Raw genomic sequence first — 19,452 nt, forward strand, 5'->3', positions numbered from 1 at the left:
GAGGGGAACCCGGCTGCGCTCGTAATTTGGGACTACCTTATTCATGATAGTAAGATAGTCCATTTCATCGCCAAAGGCGAGTTTTTATCGCCGAACAACTAGGATCGTCGCAAGAGCCATCGAAGCGCTCGCCTCACATAATCTAACGCCATCGATCGCATGAGCGCTCCGGCATCGAATTCCTTGACCATGGCCGGCTCGCCCTCGCCTCCACCCGATCGATGGGAGAGCCGCGTCTCGAGGTTCTGGACAAAGACAGCGATGATTCGTCCGGCCACATCCTGGATCAAGCCAGAGCGGCTGAACTGCGCCAAGGCCCCGGTCAAGGTGAAGCCAATGCTGAGATCGACCCTGGTTTGGTTCTCCACGTCACCCGGCTTGACGGCATAGCCGATCAGACCGCGGGTTGACGAGTTGCTGCGCTTGTCCTTGCCTGCACCGACAATCGTGCCCGTGCGGCTCGCATCATCGCGCGTTACATCAGCGATGCCTTGAAATTCGGCAGAGATCGGACCGACCTTGATCTTGATCTGACCGTCGACGTGACCGTCGACCGGCTCTCCGGCCAGCGATGCGCCTGGCAGACAGGCGGCGACCGCGCCGATGTCGGAGAAGAAATTCCAGACGTCATCGACTGGATGCCCGACGGTGAAGCTCTGCGTGAACGTTGTTTGCGGCTTCCAGCTCGTATCCCTGAGCGAGGCCGCCGCCGCTGCCGGAGCTTCCGCCTTTATCGCCGTTGGTGCGGCGGCTGTCTTGGGTCGAGCAGCAGCCGCGGTAAGCGCGGTCGCATTGCCCGAGCCCGAAGGCCCAAGACGCGTCCGGTTGCCGTTTGGAATCGCCGCGATCCCTCGCCCCCTGCGGTCCGCGATCACACCCTGGATGGCGCGGACGATGCCGACATAGCCGGTGCAGCGACAAAGGTTTCCGCTCATCGCCACGCGAATATCGCGCTCACTGGGGTCCTGCATGCGCAGCACGACATCGCGCGCCGACACAACCATCCCCGGCGTGCAATAGCCGCATTGCAGGCCGTGCTCCCTCGTGAAGGCCGCGCGCAGCTCGCGCGTGATCTCGTCGTCGTCGAGCCCCTCGATCGTCGTGACTTCGGCCTGCTGGCAAGCCAACGCGAAGGTGATGCAGGAGCGCGTGGGCACACCATCGACAAGCAGCGTGCATGCGCCGCAGACGCCGTGCTCGCAGCCCAGATGGGTGCCGGTCAGATTGAGCTTCTCGCGGAGAAAGTCCGCAAGATGCGTCCGCGGCTGGATCTCCGCGCTGACGGCGCTCCCGTTGACGTTGAGGTTGCAGGTGCTCATTGCGGCCGTGCCTGCTCGATCGCGCGGCGCAGCGCGGCGACATGGGTTTGCTTGTCCAGGGGATCGACCATCCCTGCCTTCTCCAGAATCTCGTCGACGGCCCCGCCGTCGAAACTGTCGCTCGGACGCGGCGCGCGGCCGTCGCCGATCACATTGCTTGCCTTGGCAATGACGATCGGACGGCTCTCCGTCGCGCCGATCACCGCGCGGCTGATGCCGCGATCGGGGTCGGTCATGAAGGCGCCGATCGCGTGGGCAAATTCGCCCGTCTTGCGGCAGCTCTTGTAATAGCCCCAGCGCGCCGACTTGCTCAGTCGCGGCACCATGACGCGAACGAGAACTTCGCCGGGACGCAGGTCGGCTTCGAGGGCGCCGACCATGTAGTCCTCAACGGCCACGGTCCGCTCTCCGGCCGGGCCGCGCAGCACGACTTTTGCCCCAACCGCGGCGAGGATCGAGTGCCAGTCGGCTGACGGATCGGCATGCGTCAAGCTTCCGCCAATCGTGCCGCGATTGCGCACCGCGCGATAAGCGATGCCGTTGGCCACGGTCGGCAACGCACCGCGGGTGACGTCGGTGACGCGGAGGTCCTCGATATCGGCATGCGTGACGCAAGCCCCGATCGAGATTTCGTCCGCGCCGTCACTGAAACAACGGAGCTCTTCGATCCCGGTGAGGTCGACGATCAGATCGGGCTGCACGAGCCTGAGGTTCAACATCGGCCCGAGCGACTGGCTCCCGGCCATCATCTTGACGGTTCTGCTATCGTCCGCGATGAGCCTGATCACCGCGTCGACCGCATCGGGGCGCGCATAGTCGAAATTGACAGGTTTCACGCTGGCAACCCTTCCGCCTGTTCGGGCGCCTTCTCCTTGCGGCCCTCGGCTGCGGCCCGAATGGCCTCGAGAACACGCCGCGGCGTCATTGGCGTGTGCAAGACCTGCGCACCGAGAGGCCGCAATGCGTCATTGACCGCATTGCCGATTGCTCCGGGAGGCGCAATGGCGCCGCCCTCGCCGATGCCTTTGACACCGAACTCCGTATACGGCGCCAACGTCTCCATGTGGCCAAGCTTGGGCGCGGGCACCTCGGTCGGGCCCGGCAGCAGATAGTCGGCAAAGGTCGACGCGAGGGGCTGCCCCGACGTGTCAAAGTTCATTTCTTCATACATTGCGGTGCCGATGCCTTGCGCCAGCCCGCCATAGATTTGCCCATCGACAACCATGGGGTTGATCAGCTGGCCGCCATCTTCGACGACCACGTAGTCGATCAGTTCGATATCGCCCAACTCCGGATCGACGGCGACCACCGCGATATGGGTCGCGTAACTGAACGTGCCGGAATCACGCGCGGGCTTGTAGCCGATGGTGACCTCCAGGCCCCTCGGATCGACAGTTGCCGGCAGATCCTGTGGCCGGCGATACCAGGTGTGCGCGATTTCATCGATCTTCACGCTGTTCGACGGACCAACCACCGCGCCGTTCTCGAGCTTGACGTTCTCGACTTCGGTCTGCAGCAGATGCGCGCCGATGCCCTTGATGAGCTTGGCGAGTTCACGCGATGCCGTCGCAACCGCGCCACCGGACATCACCGCGCAGCGTGACCCCCAGCTGCCCGTCGAGTACGGCGTGTACTCGGTGTCGCCGTGAACCAGCTTGATGCGCGCGATGTCGATGCCAAGGATCTCGTGCGCGACCTGCGGAAGCGTAGTCTCCATGCTCTGACCGTGCGAATGCGCGCCGATGCGCAGCTCGAGGCCGCCGTCCGGGGTCATGCGGGCGGTCGCCTGTTCGTGCCCCGGAACCATCGGGATGCCCCAGCCTGCGTAGACCGACGTGCCGTGGGCGCCCTGCTCGCAATAGACTGAAAGGCCGACCCCGATCAACCGACCGTCCGGCTCGCCCTTCTTTTGGCGAGCGCGGAGGCCGGCCAGATCGATCTTTGCCAGAGCCTGCCGCAGCGATTCCGGATAATTTCCGCTGTCGAAATGCTTCTTGGTGATGTTGTCGAACGGCATCTGTTCCGGCCGCACCAGGTTCTTGAGCCTCACCTCGTACGGCTCGAGACCGCATTCGTGCGCGATCGCGTCCATCATCAGTTCGATCGCGTAGCACACGCCGGTGCGGGCAACGCCGCGATAGGGCAGAATCGGGCACTTGTTGGTCGACACCGACCAGGTGCGGCAGCGATAGGATGGGAAATCGTACGGCCCGGGCAGAATGCTGGCGATCTGCGCGGCCTCCAGGCATGCCGAAAACGGATAGGACGAGTAGGCGCCGGAATCGACCGAGGCCTCGCACTCGACACCGCGCAACTTGCCATCGCGATCGGCATAGACGGTGATGTTATAATGATGCTCGCGGCAGTTCGCGCCCGCCGTCAAATGCTCGCGACGATCCTCGATCCAACGCACGGGATAGCCGCAGCGCATGGCGAGCCAACCCAGACAAACATCCTCCGTCAGCACGATACCCTTGTAGCCGAAGCCGCCGCCGACATCGGGCGAGACGATGCGGATCTTCAGCTGCTCGAGATTGAGGCATTCCGACAGGCCGTTGCGCACGATGTGCGGTTGCTGATTGCCGGTATAGAGGACGAGCTGGTCCATCCGCTTGTGCCAGACCGCAACCGTGCCGCGGCCTTCCATCGGCGCCATGCTCTGCCGCGCGGTCGATATCTCGCGCGTGATCTTGATCGGAGCGTCGTAGGCCGCGTCCATGTTGATGTCGACAAACGTCTCAAGGAAGACGTTGTCACCCCACTCTTCGTGCACCAGGGCCGAGCCCGGACGCCGCGCCAGCAGCATGTCGTGCACGGCCGGCAATTCCTCGAAATCAACTTCGACCGCAGCCGCAATGTCCTCGGCTTCCGCGCGGGTATCGGCGACGCACATCGCGATCAATTCGCCGACCTGACGGACCTTCTCGAACGCGAGGATCGGCTGATCGGAAGGCTTGAAGCCCGGCAGTCCGGACACAGCGCGAATGGGACGCGTATCGGCCGCGATATCCGACGCAATGAAGACGTTGCTGCGGAGGTGCGGCGGGATACGGATATCCTTGATCCGCGCATGTGCAACCGGACTACGGACGAACGCAACGTCGCGCATGCCGGGCAAGCGAATATCGCCGACATATTCGCCTCGTCCACGCAGAAAGCGATCATCTTCCTTTCGGGGAACGGAAGCTCCAACGCCTTGCTTTGCCACTCCGTCTCCCCTCTTGTCGTCCGTGTCCGGAGCGATCGACGGCTCGAACACCAAATTCATTCTATTATCGCAAAGATAGCGTCACTAGGAATGAGCGTCGAGTCTCGAGAACCCTCCCGCGCGCGACAATAGCGAGTTCGCACCACCGACGCCGCCCAAAAAAGGGGCCCAAACCATGGGCCCCTTCCCGATCGATCCGGCCCTTGATTACTTGGTTGGGGCGGAATTGCACCAGTCGTGGATGCTGAGCGCCATGACCTTGATGGCCGTCAGATAATCATCGATCGACACATACTCGTCGTTCGCATGCATGACCGCCGTCGAGCCGGGTCCGAAGATCACGGTTGGCGTATTCGCGTACTTGTTCAAGAACCGCGTATCCGCGGCACCCTGGCGCCCCGAGATCGTCGGCTTCTTGCCGGTCACTTCCGTATAGACGTCGCAGACGGTCTGCACGATTGGATGCTGGACCGGAATCTCCGAAGCCTCGGCGTCGTAGCCGACGAACTTCACCACGGGAGGATGGTCCTTCATCCAGGGATCCTGAGCCGCAACTTCGGCGATCTTCTTGACGAGGCTCTGCTTGACGCCCTCATGGTCCTCGCTCGGCACCGTACCGATCGATCCCTTCAGAACGGCGCTCGCCGGGAAGGCGCTCGGATAGTTGCCGGCCTGGAAGCTGCCGATGATGCAGGGCAAGGAGTCGATGGCGCTCGGGTAGAGCGCGTGCTTGACGTTCGTCACGCGCTCGTCTTCCAGCTCCTGCACGGCCTTCACGATCTTGTTGCCGAGCTCAATTGCGCTGATGCCAAGGTAGCGCTGCTGGATACCGGCGGGCTTGCCTTCGATGTCGATCTGGAACCAGATACGCCCGATGCAAGCCGGCTGCACGAACAGGTCGCTGGTCTCGCCGGAAATACCGGCGTCCGCCTTGTATCCGCGGATGACGGTGTCGAGCGTGCCGTGTCCGCTGACTTCCTCGTCGATGACGATGTTGATCATGACATCGCCCTTCGGATTGAGCCCAAGCTCTTTCAAGTACTGGACCGCGAGCACGTGGCTGGCAACGCCGCTCTTCATGTCGCACGAACCGCGGCCATAGATGCGCCCGTTCTTGATCGAAGCGGACCACGGATTGTCGCTCCATCCCTCGCCGTTGCCGACGGGGATCACGTCGGTGTGACCGTTGAGAAGCAGCGAGCGGCCGCCGCCGGTGCCCTTCAGGGTCGCAACGATGTTGGGGCGATTCTCATAACCGCGGTCGACCGGGCGATAGCCGGGATGCTTCTTCAGCTCGTCCCAATTGGTCTCCCACATGTCGACCTCGAGACCGACCTCGGTCAGGTAGCCGTGCATGTGCTTCTGGATCGCGGCTTCGTCGCCGGTCACGCTCGGGATCGCGACCATATCCTGGAGGAACTTGATCGCGTGATCCTTCGAAGCGTCGACCTTGTCGAGGATCGTCTTGCGTACGGAGTCAGTCATCTGCTTGTCGCCTGTGTTGAGCGTTTTCCGGGTTCGTTACTTGGCGCGCAGGCGCGGGATGATCTCACGCGCGATGGTCTCGACCTGGTCCGCCTGATACTTGTAGGGGACGAAGATGATCTTCTGGACGCCGAGCGCGATATGCTCGCGCAGCTGGGCGACGCACTCATCAACCGAGCCCATGATGGCGCTCTCGCGGCTGCAATCGCTGTGAGCCGGGAAATCCCACTCCTTGTTGAGCCAGTCCATCATGTCGGCTTCGACCGCCTGCCGCGATTTGCCGATCATGATCGGCAATTGCGAGGCGTTCTTCAAAGTCGACGGATCCTTGCCGCCCTCCTTGGCGAAGTTGATGATCTTGTCCCAGGACTTCTTGAAGTCGGCGGGACGATAGAAGTAGGTGAGCCAGCCATCCCCGTTCAGAGCGGCGCGCTTCAGCACGGGATCGGCGTATCCGCCGATCAGCAGCGGAATTTGCGGCTGCGCCGGCTTCGGATACATCACCGCCTTCGAAATGTTGTGGCGCATGTATTCGCCAGTAACCGACTCTTCGGTCCACAGCCGGCGCATGATCTCAAGATTCTCATCCATGATCTTGCCGCGCTTCTCGAAGGGAATGCCGAGCGCGTCGAACTCGCGCTTGTACCATCCGGACGCCATGCCCATGATCAGGCGGCCGTCGGACAGCTGATCCATGCTCGAGAGCTGCTTGGCGAGCGCCACCGCGTTGCGGAGCGGCAGCACCAGGATGCCGGTGCCCATCTTGATCCGCTTCGTGCGCGCGGCAATGCCCGTCAGTGTCGTCAGGGAGTCGATGATCGGGAAGTTCGGATCGACGCCGAGAAGCATGTGATCCCAGACCCAGACCGAATCGTAGCCGAGCTCCTCGACCCGAACGCCGTACTCGACGAGCGCCCGGGCGTTGGGCATTTCGGGATAAGCGGTGAAGTTGCGCGCGGCAATACCAAACGTGTTGGCAAGCGTGGTCATCAATAGATCTCCGGACTTGGTGTAGCTTTAAGCGGTGAAGAGACGGTCGGGATCGAGCATCCGCAGCGTCTCGAGTTCGTGGTCGGTCGGCGGCGACGTGACGTGGAGCTTCTCGTCGAAGTCGAGCCTGAAGCCGGTATTGTCCTGCACTTCCTCGCGGCTGACGCCGGGATTGAGCGCGAGCACCTTGATGCGCCGGGTCCTGTCGTCGAAGCCGAACACGGCGAGCTCGGTAATCACGCGCCACATGCGGCCGCTCGGCAAGCCGGAGTCGCGCCGGCTGGTGCCGCCGCGGATGAACCCGGGGCTGGTGATGAAGTCGACCTTTTCGACGAAGCGCCGCTTCTCGTGCTTCATCGCGACGATCATGTTGGTCAGGCTGGAGATGTCATTGCCGCCGCCGGTACCCGGCAGGCGCGTCTTCGGCTTCGCCGGATCGCCGATGAACGACGAGTTCAGATTGCCGAACTGATCGATCTGGGCGCCGCCCATGAAGCCGACATCGACGTAACCGCGCTGGAGCAGCAGCAAGACATCGGCGCTGCCGAGGACCATGTTGGCGCGCTTGGTGCAGCGCTGGTCATTGGTCGACGGCGGCAATTTGCCCGGCTCGACGAAGGCGCCGACAACGCCGCCTTCGAACAGAATGGTCAGGGCCGGACAGCGGGTGCGCTGGGCCAGGGTTGCGGCGAGCAGCGGCACGCCGATGCCTGCGAAGACCACCTGCCCGTCCTGCAGCTGGCGCGCGCTCAAGATCGCGAGAATTTCGCTTGCGGTGTAGCGCTGCGCCTCAGTCATTATAGATGCTCCTGCCCTTCTGCGTCGCCTCCAACACCTCATCCATGCCGATCAGCGAGAGATATTCGTTCCAGGACTTCGGGCTGTAAAAATAGCGATCGAGATATTCCTGCATGCCCTTCACGGGATCCGCGTTGACCTGCGCGACATAGGCTTCCATGTGCCGCATCATCGGCTCATAGAGGCCGTAGCACTCGTGCGGCGCCGATCCGTAGGGAACCTCGACCACGGCATCGACGCAGAAGAAGGGAATTTTGGTCTGGTCCGGCGCGCGCCGGATCTGGTCGTTCGATACGATCCGCTCGGTCGTGAGGATCACGCTGTTGGCAGCGAGCGCGAGATCGATGTCCATGAATTGCAGGCCGTCGATCTGGGCGTTGCCGTAGGGGTCGCAGCGCTGGACGTGGATCAGCGCGACGTCGGGGTTGAGCGCGGGGACCAGCAGCAGCTTCTCACCGGTGAACGGACAATCGATCTGCTTGGCTTCGGGACGCTGACCAACGATATCCGACCCCAACATGGCGCGAGTCGGCAGGAACGGAACGCCCATGCCGCCGGCGCGAAAGCGCATGCCGACAGCCATGTGGCTCCATTCCTCATAGCGCTTGCCGCCATTTTCCACGTGATGCCGCATCACCTTGGACAGGCCCCAGAGAATACCCTGGGCGAACCAGCTGGTGACGACGTGGTTCGCGAGGCCGGATCCGAACACGAGGTCGCCGTCCGTCGAGACGATGCAGCGCGAAATCGAAAGGTCCTTGCGATGCTGGCGGATCAGCTCCCAGAGCATCGCCATCGGCGTGCGGGACATGGTCGACCCGCCAACACCCACTTTCATGCCATCTTGGACGAAGCCTGCCGCTTCCTCGAGCGACACCACCTTCTCGCGCAGGCTGCGGTCGCGCTGCGCCATCTTCTCTCTGAGCCGCGTGTACGGCTCCACCAGGGTATCCGGCAAAACATCCTCCTTGTCGGCAACCGGCAGCGGTTGAGGAGCGAACCGCAGGCCCTTCCTGCCAATTGGACCTATCGTACTAATGTTAGTCCCATACGTCTAGCAGAATCTTCGCAACGGCCAATCGTGACGGATTCGGTCTCCGCGACATGACATGGCGAAGGAAGTGGCCATCGAAGGACCGCAGCAGTCCTTGCTGCGGGAGATGAGCTATTGCGTCGGGCGACAATAGCTCGGCGCGTCATCGCGCCCTTCGGCCGGATGGTTGAGAACATCCGAATCACCAGGCAGCTCGGCAAGGCTGACCATTCCTTGACGCGAAACAGGGCGAAGCACTTGAAAAAGCGCTACGGCATCATTGTGCCGCTTGGCGATCGCAAATCATGAGTCGAACGCGCGAGCTCGCTCATGTCTCAGATGATCCGCGACGGAAGACCACAGGTCGGCTGCACGTGAGACGAGCAGCGCGCACTATTCCAACTTGACGGTCCCGCCTATCACGGTTCCGGCTATCAGCTACGCGAGCGGACGGAACCTGCCGCACGGTTGACCGGACCAGCTCAAAATGTCGGCTCGAAGAGGGGAGTATTAGGACCATAAGGCGATAGATAGGACGTCCTACCCAGCATCACGGGTCTTGGCACAGATCGTGCTTATGAGCCAACGTCACTTTCGAAAGCATCGCCATGCAGCGCCCTCACCCCGTTGAAGTGGCCGCTTGGTGCCGCAGCGGACTCAGAGGCGCCAACAAGAACCAATGAGAAAGGATGGACCGTGGAGCATTATCTTACCTCGACACCAGATCATCTTCATTGGGGACTGTGGGATGGTCGGCTCAGTCCCGTCATCAGAATTGCGTCTGGTGATCGGGTGACGATCGAAACGCTATCGGCCGAGCCGGATGAAGCGTTCGATCTTGTGAGCGACCTGGTCGAACCGCTTGGCTGCAGCGACATCCCCGCGTCCCACGGAGCCGCACCGCGGCTATTGACCGGACCGATCCACATCGAGGGCGCCGAACCGGGTGACGTGCTCGAGGTTCGTGTCCTCGATGTCCGCCTGCGATCGGACTGGGGTTGGAACATGAGGGCCCCGACGAGCGCTGCGCGGGAAACTTCATTGGACTTTTGCTGCCGGCATGTCCCGCTCGATCGCGCGCGCAATATCGCGCGTCTGCCTTGGGGACGGGAGCTGAGGTTGTCGCCGTGCTTTGGCAACTTTGGTGTCGCGCCGCCGGCGAACTGGGACCCCCGCAAGCCGAACGAAGCGAATGGTTTCAGCGGGCGCATCGACGACAGGGATCTCGGCGTCGGATGCATCGCCTATTTTCCAATTTTCGTCACGGGCGCACTGTTCTCGGCGGGTCATGGCCATGCGTTGCTCGACGATGGAGCTGCACACCTCTCCGCCATCGAAACGGCGCTCGCCGGTACGTTCGAATTTCACATTCGCCGCAATCTGCATCTTGCGGCCCCTCGGCTCGAGACCACATCCGCGTCGGCTAGCTCATCGATCGTCAATGCGCATGCACCGCAAGGCCGCGGCCAACGCACGAACTAGTGCTGCACGCCGCGCACAGCGCCTTGGCTCATCGCCGCCGGCGCGATGACACCACCGTCTATTGCTGCTGCAACGCCTGCTCGACGATAGCCACGGCTTCCGGAGGAGCCTTGGCCTTCCACATTGCGATTGGTGCCGACGCACCTTGCTTGAGCGCGGCGAGAACGGGAGCCGGCGCCGGCTCTGCGATCTCAACCCCGTTGGCGCGCATGCGCGCATAATTCTCGACCGTGCGATTGGCCAGAAGCTGGAACTGGCTTTGTTCCGTCTCGGCAGCTACCTGCATCACCTGGCGTTGAACCGATTCCGGGAGCGCTTCAAAGGCATCGGTCCTTACAAAGGCAAGCGAGATCGGAATCGCGTAGTTGATCGCCGTGAAATGGGGCAGATCCTGCCAGAGCTTTCGGCCGGCCCCGCCGTCACCCGACGTCAGGATGGCATTCAGCTCATGGCTTCTTACCTTCGCGATTGCCTCGTTGAACGGAAGGTACTCGGCCGTTGCACCGACCGCGCGCATCACCTCAGCCGAATTGTAGTCATACGTCCGTGCGGCAATGGATCGCAGGTCCGCCGGCGTCGAGATTGGCTGGACACTCCAGAGGCCGGTGGACGGCCAAATGGTGATGTACAGGAGCTTGAGGCCCTGCGCGGCTAACGCCTTCTCATAGAGTGGCCGCGCTTGTGCGTTGATGGTCCGCGCCGCCTCGATGGACTGGACGACAAACGGCAGCGACGGCAGACCAAATACCGGATCGGACGCTTCGAGCGGTCCCGCAAATGCGTCACCACCGGCAATCCGTCCCTCTTGGGCCGCGCGCAGCATTTCGCCGGAGCTGATCTTCAACTCGTTGTCGAACGCATTGCGGACCGTAACGTATCCGCTCGTCTGCGCGGACACGAGCTCCGCGAATTTTGCCAAGCCAACTCCCGAGATATTGCTTCGAGGATATTCCGTCGCCATCGGCCACGCTACTTGAGCGGACGCAGGTAGGCTGAAGATGACCGTCGACGCGATGAGAAGCGCCGCCATGGCAGAGCGCAGACCCGCCCAACGGGTCGGCGAAGGCAAATCAGAATCCGAATTGAGCACCGGAAATGTCCCGCAAGCACAGTTTGACTGCGATCAGTCTTGCCTATGCTGACTGGGCCGTCAAATGACCCAGCTGTCTGCAACTTGTCTTGCGCTGGCTCCGTTCAATCAGCCAGGCTTCTCGCCTCCCTGCACATGCCGTCCTAGACCGGCGAGTGCCCATCATCGCTTGCTGCTACGCCGTTTCTCGGCGCGGCGCGGTGCCGCCTTTGCCGTCACACGGGCCTTGTTCGGCTTTGGCGCCTGCAAGCCGTAGGTGGAGAACCCCTTCGCGGTGTCGGCGATCTCCTCGTCGCTCAGGATGATCCGCGAGTCGAGCGCAAGCGAGAGGTAGTATTGCCGCGCGAGGGTCTCAAGCTCGACCGCGAGCCACATCGCCTTGTCGAGATTGGCGCCGAGCGCGATCATGCCGTGATTGGCGAGCAGGCAACCATTGCGGCCTTCGAGCGCGGCGATCGCATGATCCGAAAGTTCCTTGGTGCCGTAGCGCGCGTAGCCGGCGCAGCGGATGTCGGTGCCGCCGAATGCCGCTATCATGTAGTGGCAGGCCGGGATAGGCTTGCGCGCGATCGCGAGCACGGTTGCATAGGTCGAGTGGGTGTGAACGATGGCGCCGACATCGGGCCGGGCGCGCGTGATGTCGAGATGGAAGCGCCATTCGGTGGAGGGCTGCAGCGGCCCCTCCCACGTGCCATCGTCGCCCTCGAGCGGCATCGACGCGATCATCTCCGGCTTCATCGAATCATACGGGGTCGCCGAGGGCGTGATCAGCATCCTGTCCTTGTAGCGGGCGGAGATGTTGCCTGATGTCCCCTGATTGAGACCCGACGCGTTCATCCATCGGCACTTGGCAATGATCGCCTCGCGCAATTGTCGTTCCTCACGGGTCATACGGACTGCCTTTCTCTTCAGCACGAATTGCCTCTTCAGCACGGATTGCGTGACGGCTCGCCGATGTCTTGCACCGCCAACCGTTCTCTTTACTCTGGACCAGCGTAGGACCTCGTCGCTTCATCCCTTCTCGGCGGAGAGGAACAGCCGATAAGCCGGATTCTCGCTCTCGTTCCAGTAGGGGTAGCCGAGCGCGTCGAGCGCCTGAACGAACCGCGCGCGCTCGGAAGGCTTGACCTCGATGCCTGCAAGGATGCGTCCGTAGTCGGCGCCGTGATTTCGGTAATGGAACAGCGAAATGTTCCAGTCGGGCGCCAGGCTCTCGAGGAATTTCAGCAATGCGCCGGGACGCTCCGGAAACTCGAAGCGGTAGATCACCTCGTCCTTGAGAAGCGGCGCGCGACCACCCACCATGTAGCGCACATGGTCCTTGGCCATCTCGTTCTCGCTCAGATCCAGGATCGGATAACCCTCGCGCCGGAGCAGCTCCATGACTTCCCGCTTCTCGGCCTCGCCACGGCTCAGCGCGATACCGACAAAGAGCTGCGCCGGCGCGGTGGTCTCGGCGAAGCGATAGTTGAATTCCGTGATGGCCCGCGAACCGAGGATGCGGATGAAGTGCCGATAGCTGCCCGGCTTCTCCGGCACGGTTACCGCAAGCAGCGCCTCCCGGTGTTCGCCGACCTCGGCGCGATCGGCAATGGTGCGCAGCCGGTCGAAATTCAGATTGGCGCCGCTGTTGACGGCAATCAGGCTTCCGTCGCTGAGCGCGCCGCGCTCGGCGTAGGCCTTGAGGCCGGCGAGCGCCAATGCGCCGGAGGGCTCGGCCACGGATCGGACGTCATCGAAGATATCCTTGATAGCCGCGCACATGGCGTCGGTATCCACGGTGACGACCTCGTCAAGCAGGTCGCGGCAGAGCCGGAACGTCTCGGCACCGACCTTGCGGACCGCAACACCGTCGGCGAACAGTCCGACCTGATCCAGCGCGACAACGTTGCCCTTGGCGAGCGCGGCCGCCATCGACGCAGCGTCTGCCGGCTCCACGCCGACGACCTTGATCGACGGATTCAGGAATTTCACGAAGGCGGCCACGCCGGCCGCCAGCCCACCCCCGCCGATCGGCACGAAGATCGCCTCGATCGGATCGGGATGCTGGCGCAGGATTTCCATCCCGACGGTCCCCTGGCCGGCAATCACATCAGGATCGTCGAACGGATGCACGAAGGTCAGGCCGCGCGCGACCTCGATTTCCCTGGCCTTGGTTTGCGCATCGTCGAACGTGTCGCCGTGCAGCACAACGTCGCCGCCCAAACGCCGGACGGCTTCGACCTTGATGGCGGGCGTCGTCCTCGGCATCACGATCGTCGCGGGAATGGCGAGCTTGCGCGCCGCCAGCGCCACACCCTGCGCATGGTTGCCCGCCGACGCGCAGATGACGCCCTGTCTTCGCTGCGCGTCCGGCAGCCTGACGATCTTGTTATAGGCGCCGCGAAGCTTGAAGGAGAAGATCGGCTGGAAGTCCTCCCGCTTCAGCAAGACGGCGCGCGACAAGCGCTCCGAGAGCCGCGGCATCGGATCGAGCGGCGTCTCGATCGCCACGTCGTAGACACGGGCGGTCAGGATGCGTTGGGCGTAGTCACGGAGAGCGTTGGCGGCAGTGGTCATCAGGTCGCTTCTGTCGATGGGGAGGCAATCCATATCGGTTGCACCTGCCCATCGTCGGCGCCGACCTGGCGAGCAGACGGCACGGAGCCGGCCGCTGTATCCAGATCGAACCTTCGCATGACCGGAGGCTGGAGTGAAGCAAAGACCGCCGGATCAATCGCCTGGCCGAGCGCACATGAAGTCATCTGGGCCGTCGCAGGGGACGCCGCCAAAATATCGAAAACAACCCCATGCAAAGTAGCCGGCGGCGGCCGGGCCACTTGACACGTCGGGCAATTCAGGGATATATTTCTAGTATTCCGAAATTGGCCGACGATCACCTCCAGCACCGCAGCTGAAACGGTGACCCAGCCAAAAATCCCGCCCTGGCGTTGACCGCTTCACGCCATGAGATGCGACGAATTCCACCCCCTGCCGTGGTCGCCGGGCGCTTCCCAGCCCACCTCGGAGACGAGCAGCGTGTCCTCGAGCTTGATGTAACCGCGCGCCGGGTGCAGCAGCGCGGTTTCGATCGAGATCACCATCCCACATTCGAGCGACCGCTCGGCGTCATAGGGCGCGTAAGGTACCGGGCCGGTCGCGGTGAGGCGCGGCGCTTCGTGACTGACAAGCCCAATGCCGTGTGCGGTGAAGTCGAGCACGGCGCGATGCGGAGAGATTTTGACGGCTGCCTCGCCCGCCGCAATGATGTCGCCCCCCATGACGCCCGGCCGGATCACGCGCCGGGCCACCTGCTGGATGTCCTCGACCTGTTGCAGCAACTCGCGCAGCTCGCTGTCGGGCTCACCCAGAATGCCCATGCGGCTGAGGTCGCCAATGTAGCCCCGGTAGTTTCCGCCGGAATCGACCGAGATCACGTCGCCCTCCGCGAGAATCTGATTCGACGGCGCGCGGTTATGGCTCTTGCCCGCGGCAATCAGACAATATTCGAAGACGAGATCACGATGCTGCTCCTCACGACGCAGACGGGCGACGACGTCGTTCTTGGTCATGCCCGGCACGCAGCTCTTGAGCGTGGCCAGCATCGCATCGACGACCCGTTCGGAAGCCTCTCTGATGAGATCCAGTTCGGCCGGCGACTTTACGGCGCGAAGCCGTTCCAGCGTGAAATGGGCCTCGCGGACCTCGACGTGGCCAAGACCGGCAAGCAGGTGATCCCTGGCGTCGGCCGGCAGGAAACCCGCCTCGATGCCGACGCGCTTGGCGGCGCCCCCGAGCTTTCTCACATGATCAATGGCGAGGCCGATCGCATCGATCGTTCCCCATGCGCTCGCTTTAACGATCGGCGCCGATATCCGTCCGAGCTCATGCTCGAACTTCTCCATGCGGTTGCCGATGTAGACGGAATTTTCAGGGTGCCCTTTCTGGTAGACGAAGACAGGCAGATAGCGGCTGGTGCCGATCGCCTCCATGACGTCGAAGAAGAAGAAGCGATATCCGCCGAGCAGGTACTGCACATTATGCCGCGAGGTGACGATCAGGATGTCGAGCCCCGCCTCATCCATCAGCCGATCGAGTTTTGCGGTATCGAACGGCGCCGCCGCCGCGACCATGTCGAGCGCATTGTCCATGATATGACCTTCCGTCTTCTCAAGTTGCCGTTTTTGCCGCCAGCGGCTTCGGAGCCGTGCTCGCGCCCGCGTTCTCGCCAAACAGAGCCACCGGGCGTCCGTGCGGCTCGACGCCGAGGAACGTAAAGGCGAGTCCGATCAAGAGACCCGCGCCGGAAAGAAAGAGAAACGCCGGCATCACCGCCGAGGCGGTCGCGCTGGGATGCACGACATTGTCCGCGCCGGCGATCAATGCGAGACACAGCGGCCCGACGATCTTGCCGACCCCGTTCGAGAGCTGGGCAAGGCCGACCGCGCGCCCCGAAAGCTGGACTGGAAATATCTCCGCGGGATACGGCCCGATGTTCGAAAATCCACCGTCGAAGAACACGGCGCCAATGATCAGGAAGACCAGAAACAGCGGGACCGAGCCGGCAAAATCAGCGTGAAAATAGGCAGCCAGCGCCAGCGAGATCGCGGTGCCATAGCCCATCAACTGGCCACACGGCTTGCGGCCGATCCGGTGCGCGAGAAAGGCAAAGCCGGTCCGGCCAGCAACGCCGGCGAGGCTGACATAGATGAACATCTTCGCCGCGTCCTGGGGCGCGACGCCAAGAAGCAGCGCCACGATGGTCGGTCCCCACAGGAAGACACCGTAATTCGCCGTGCTGGCGCCGAACCAGATCAGGACTGTCAGCCAGAAGCGCCGCTGCTCGGCAAACAGATCGGCGAACGTCGCCGGGTTCGCCGGCGGCAGCGTGGGCAGGACAAATGACTCGCCGCCGACCTGATAGAGCTTTCGGATATTCGACTGCGGCTCGCGCACGCGGCCCTTGCTGATCAGCCAGCGCGGCGATTCCGGCATGATCATCATGGTCAGAATTCCGAGGATGATCGGCAGGAATCCGACCGCCGCCAGGCCGCGCCAGCCCACCAGCGGCAACAGGAAGCTCGCCGTCAGCGACGCCGACAGCACGCCGAAGGCGACCGGAACGACCACGAGGCTCGTAACCAATGTGCGATGGCGGGTCGGTGCGAATTCGACGATCGCAGGAACTGCCGCCGCCGCGCCCGCGGCAAGACCGAAGCCGACGAAAAAGCGCAGGATCGCAAACGCAATCCAGCCGTCTTCCGGAATGAACGCGATCGCGCCCGAGGTCAGGCCACAAAGCAGAACGCCGGCAACCGCCAACGGCTTGCGCCCGAAACGATCCGCGAGGATCCCCGCGGCGAACGCGCCCAGCATTGCTCCAATGCCGGCGCTCATCAGCATGATCGAGGTTTGCCCAAACGTCAGGTGCCATTTCGGCGCCAGCACTGAGACCAGAAACCCGACCACAAAGAAATCGAAGAAATCGACCACGCCGGAGATGGCGAAGATGATGATCGATAGCCAATAGCGCGTCGTCACCGGCGCTTCGTCGAACGGCACCGCGCTCGCTTGCTCAGCCATGGTCTCCCCCTGTTGTTGTCAAGCCGCCTTCTTTTTCGAATTCAGAAATGCCGTCACCGCCTCCGCCACCCGCTCGGGGGCCTGGATCGACGCGACATGGCCGACGTCCGCGATTGTCTTGGTCTCGACGCACACAAGATCGCGGGCGAGCGCAAATGTCTCCGCATTCGGGATCAGCCGATCGTCAGCACCCGCCAGCAGCAGCGTCGGGCGATCAAAGCCCGTCAGATCGGCGGCGACGGGCTGCGCGAGCAAGGCGCCGCGTCGCGCCTTCTGGCCGTCGTCGCGGTTCGAGCCACGGAAGATGTCGATCAGTTCGGGCCGCGCACGCAGGTAGTCCGGCGGGAAGAAGTATTCTGCGATCTTCGGCGCGTTGCCGACGGTGTCCGCGCGATAGGACGCAAGTTTGCGGAAGACGTCCGCATTGACGTCCAGCGGACTTCGGTTGACCTTCCAGGTGCTGCTCAGGATCAGTCGGTCGATGCGACCGGGATGGCGGGCTGCCAGCACTTGCGCGATCAGGCCGCCGAGCGAGGTCCCGAAGACATGGGTACGATCGTAGCCGAGCCCTCCGATCAAGGCCGCGGCATCATCAGCCAGGTGGGCCAGCGAATAGGACGACGGAGGATTCCTGGTGGCACCGGAATCGCGCTGGTCATAAGCGATCACGGTGAAATGCGCGGCCAGCGCGGGCGCAAGGCTGTCGAACATCGAATGATCAGCCTCTCCGCCATGCAGCAGCACGATCGGCTCGCCGCGTCCGGTCTTCTCAAACGCCGTGACGACGCCATTGGATTCGAACGATTGCATGGGAGGCCCCGCTAATGCAGCAGCGTTGAAAGCGCGCCGGCCAATTCCTTCGCCGGATCCGACGGCACCCACGGCATCCGCCACGCCACATGTCCATCAGGGCGCACCAGCACGGCGCCGCGCATGCCCAACTGGAATCCGTCCGCCGGGTCGGCTGACGGCAATTGCTTGAGCGAGAGCGGCAGGCGGGTCTTCTCCGATACCTGCTTCCCTGCTTCCAGCCACTCGCTGCCGAGTGGACCCGTGACGACGGTGAATTCCTTGTCGAACCAGTCGAGCGTCGATTTCTTGCGCGAAGGCTCGAGCCACATATGCGGAAAGCGCGCGCCGGGGCGGTCCGTCGGCGTGTAGTAGCGGGAGTTGAGCGCCTTCGCGACGGTGCCATCAGGGATCACCGCGCCCTCCTCGTAATTGTGCCCGAGGTTCTGCCCGATGCTGTGCAGATGATTGTCCATATCGTTGATCCAGAACTTGATCCGGTCCGGATTGCGCGATCGTACGGCGTCGTCGGTCAGCCCAAATCGCAGCCTGTTGCCGTAACTGAAATTGGCATTGGATTGCGCGATCGGGCGGCGCTCGCTGGAATAGCTGTCGAGCAGCTTTTCTTCGGCGCGGCCCTTCAACACGAAGGCCAGCTTCCAGGCGAGATTGTGCGCGTCCTGAACGCCGGAGTTCAGGCCGAAACCGCCGGTCGGCGGAAAGCGGTGGGCGCAGTCGCCGACCAGAAACACCCGGCCCTTTCGAAAGGTCTCGGCCACCTGCATGCTGACGCGCCAGATCGAGCGATTCAGAAGCGTGACATCGAGGTCCGGAATGCCGACATGGCCGCGCGCGATCTCGATGAACTCCTGGTCGGTCCACGGCCGCTCGCGATCGTCCTTGGTCAGGCCGATTTGCGTCACGGTGAGCCAGCGATCCCGGCCATTGGTGTTCAAGATGCCGGCGCGCGGCAGATCGGGCCTGTCCGGGACGATGATGAAACCGGCGGCCTCGCGCGCGATCGGCAATCGCGACAGATCGGCACGCCAATACTCGTTCGACATCACCGCCAGCGTAGAGGGGCCGACCATGTCGATCCCGGCGCTGCGCCGCGTCTGGCTGCCCGCCCCATCGGCGGCGATCAGGTAAGTCGCCGTCCACTGCGTCACTTCGCCGGTCTTTTCGCAACGTGTCGTGACGCTGACGCCGCTGTTGGTCTCCTCGAACGATTCACAGGCCGTGTTGAACAGAACCGTGGCGTGTTTTGACTTCTCGACCACCCGCAGAATTTCCTCCTCGACGGCGTCCTGGGCGACCAGGCTCTTCCAGGCGGGGGTATGTCCGACATTCGGTTCGGGACGGGTGCGGCCGAACTCGTGACCCGCGATGCTGTCGAGGAACACGAACATGTCGGAGTTGTCCTGCAGGCCGCGGTCGCGGATCGCCTGCTCGATGCCCCACTGCCGGAAGATCTCCATGGTGCGGACCCAGCAGCCGCGCGACTTCGGATGATCTGTCGTCGTCGGGCTCTTCTCGACCACGACGCAGTCGATGCCGAAGCGATCGAGCAGCAGCGACATCGCAAGGCCGACCGGCCCGCCGCCGGCGATGAATACGGACGTCTGGCGTGCCTCATCGGTGGCGATGCCCATCCTTGTCTCTCCTCCGTTTGATCCTTGGGAAGGAGACTGCTCCT

General features: G+C 63.0%; 15 protein-coding genes. 1 reads left to right on the forward strand and 14 read right to left on the reverse strand.

The annotated features are described in order from the left end of the window. Positions 1–98 precede the first annotated feature (98 nt). The 7 genes from HU230_RS23600 to HU230_RS23630 form a co-directional block, all read right to left on the reverse strand. Positions 99–1,319: a xanthine dehydrogenase family Fe-S subunit gene (locus HU230_RS23600; protein ID WP_176529632.1), complete on the reverse strand. Its 1,221-nt coding sequence runs from the start codon at positions 1,317–1,319 to the stop codon at positions 99–101. Continuing rightward, positions 1,316–2,155: an FAD binding domain-containing protein gene (locus HU230_RS23605; RefSeq protein ID WP_176529631.1), complete on the reverse strand. Its 840-nt coding sequence runs from the start codon at positions 2,153–2,155 to the stop codon at positions 1,316–1,318. The genes HU230_RS23600 and HU230_RS23605 overlap by 4 nt, the downstream gene beginning before the upstream one ends. Then, on the reverse strand, positions 2,152–4,527 hold the full coding sequence (locus HU230_RS23610; RefSeq protein WP_224943472.1) for a xanthine dehydrogenase family protein molybdopterin-binding subunit: 2,376 nt from the start codon (positions 4,525–4,527) through the stop codon (positions 2,152–2,154). Before HU230_RS23610 ends, HU230_RS23605 begins: the two co-directional genes overlap by 4 nt. A gap of 207 nt (positions 4,528–4,734) precedes the next feature. After that, positions 4,735–6,012 carry an ArgE/DapE family deacylase gene (locus HU230_RS23615; RefSeq protein ID WP_176529629.1) on the reverse strand — a complete coding sequence of 426 codons (1,278 nt, stop codon included), beginning with the start codon at positions 6,010–6,012 and terminating at the stop codon, positions 4,735–4,737. A gap of 36 nt (positions 6,013–6,048) precedes the next feature. After that, on the reverse strand, positions 6,049–7,002 hold the full coding sequence (locus HU230_RS23620; RefSeq protein ID WP_176529628.1) for an LLM class flavin-dependent oxidoreductase: 954 nt from the start codon (positions 7,000–7,002) through the stop codon (positions 6,049–6,051). Between the two features lie 27 nt (positions 7,003–7,029). After that, a complete protein-coding gene (locus tag HU230_RS23625; RefSeq protein WP_176529627.1) occupies positions 7,030–7,800 on the reverse strand; it encodes a CoA-transferase subunit beta in 771 nt (256 codons plus the stop codon). Then, a complete protein-coding gene (locus tag HU230_RS23630) occupies positions 7,793–8,713 on the reverse strand; it encodes a CoA transferase subunit A (RefSeq protein WP_176534902.1) in 921 nt (306 codons plus the stop codon). Before HU230_RS23630 ends, HU230_RS23625 begins: the two co-directional genes overlap by 8 nt. Before the next feature lie 747 nt (positions 8,714–9,460). Here HU230_RS23630 and HU230_RS23635 point away from each other — a divergent pair. Then, positions 9,461–10,315 carry an acetamidase/formamidase family protein gene (locus HU230_RS23635; protein ID WP_210284187.1) on the forward strand — a complete coding sequence of 285 codons (855 nt, stop codon included), beginning with the start codon at positions 9,461–9,463 and terminating at the stop codon, positions 10,313–10,315. 58 nt (positions 10,316–10,373) lie between these two features. Here the strand turns inward: HU230_RS23635 and HU230_RS23640 are convergent, their stop codons facing one another. The 7 genes from HU230_RS23640 to HU230_RS23670 all read right to left on the reverse strand — a co-directional run bounded on the left by HU230_RS23640 (position 10,374) and on the right by HU230_RS23670 (position 19,408). Beyond that, on the reverse strand, positions 10,374–11,345 hold the full coding sequence (locus HU230_RS23640; protein ID WP_176534900.1) for a TRAP transporter substrate-binding protein: 972 nt from the start codon (positions 11,343–11,345) through the stop codon (positions 10,374–10,376). A gap of 222 nt (positions 11,346–11,567) precedes the next feature. After that, positions 11,568–12,296 carry a class II aldolase/adducin family protein gene (locus HU230_RS23645; RefSeq protein ID WP_176529626.1) on the reverse strand — a complete coding sequence of 243 codons (729 nt, stop codon included), beginning with the start codon at positions 12,294–12,296 and terminating at the stop codon, positions 11,568–11,570. Positions 12,297–12,416: 120 nt separating this feature from the next. Further along, entirely contained in the window at positions 12,417–13,964 is a 1,548-nt protein-coding gene (ilvA, locus tag HU230_RS23650; RefSeq protein ID WP_176529625.1) for a threonine ammonia-lyase, biosynthetic, read from the reverse strand. A gap of 380 nt (positions 13,965–14,344) precedes the next feature. Then, the gene (locus HU230_RS23655) at positions 14,345–15,517 is read right to left on the reverse strand and encodes a M24 family metallopeptidase (protein WP_224943475.1); all 1,173 of its coding nucleotides are present in this window, start codon (positions 15,515–15,517) and stop codon (positions 14,345–14,347) included. 37 nt (positions 15,518–15,554) lie between these two features. Next, a complete protein-coding gene (locus tag HU230_RS23660) occupies positions 15,555–16,967 on the reverse strand; it encodes an MFS transporter (protein ID WP_176529623.1) in 1,413 nt (470 codons plus the stop codon). A gap of 18 nt (positions 16,968–16,985) precedes the next feature. Further along, positions 16,986–17,777: an alpha/beta fold hydrolase gene (locus HU230_RS23665; RefSeq protein WP_176529622.1), complete on the reverse strand. Its 792-nt coding sequence runs from the start codon at positions 17,775–17,777 to the stop codon at positions 16,986–16,988. Positions 17,778–17,788: 11 nt separating this feature from the next. Continuing rightward, the gene (locus HU230_RS23670) at positions 17,789–19,408 is read right to left on the reverse strand and encodes an FAD-dependent monooxygenase (RefSeq protein ID WP_176529621.1); all 1,620 of its coding nucleotides are present in this window, start codon (positions 19,406–19,408) and stop codon (positions 17,789–17,791) included. Positions 19,409–19,452 lie beyond the last annotated feature (44 nt).

Source organism: Bradyrhizobium quebecense, from assembly GCF_013373795.3.
GTDB lineage: Bacteria > Pseudomonadota > Alphaproteobacteria > Rhizobiales > Xanthobacteraceae > Bradyrhizobium > Bradyrhizobium quebecense.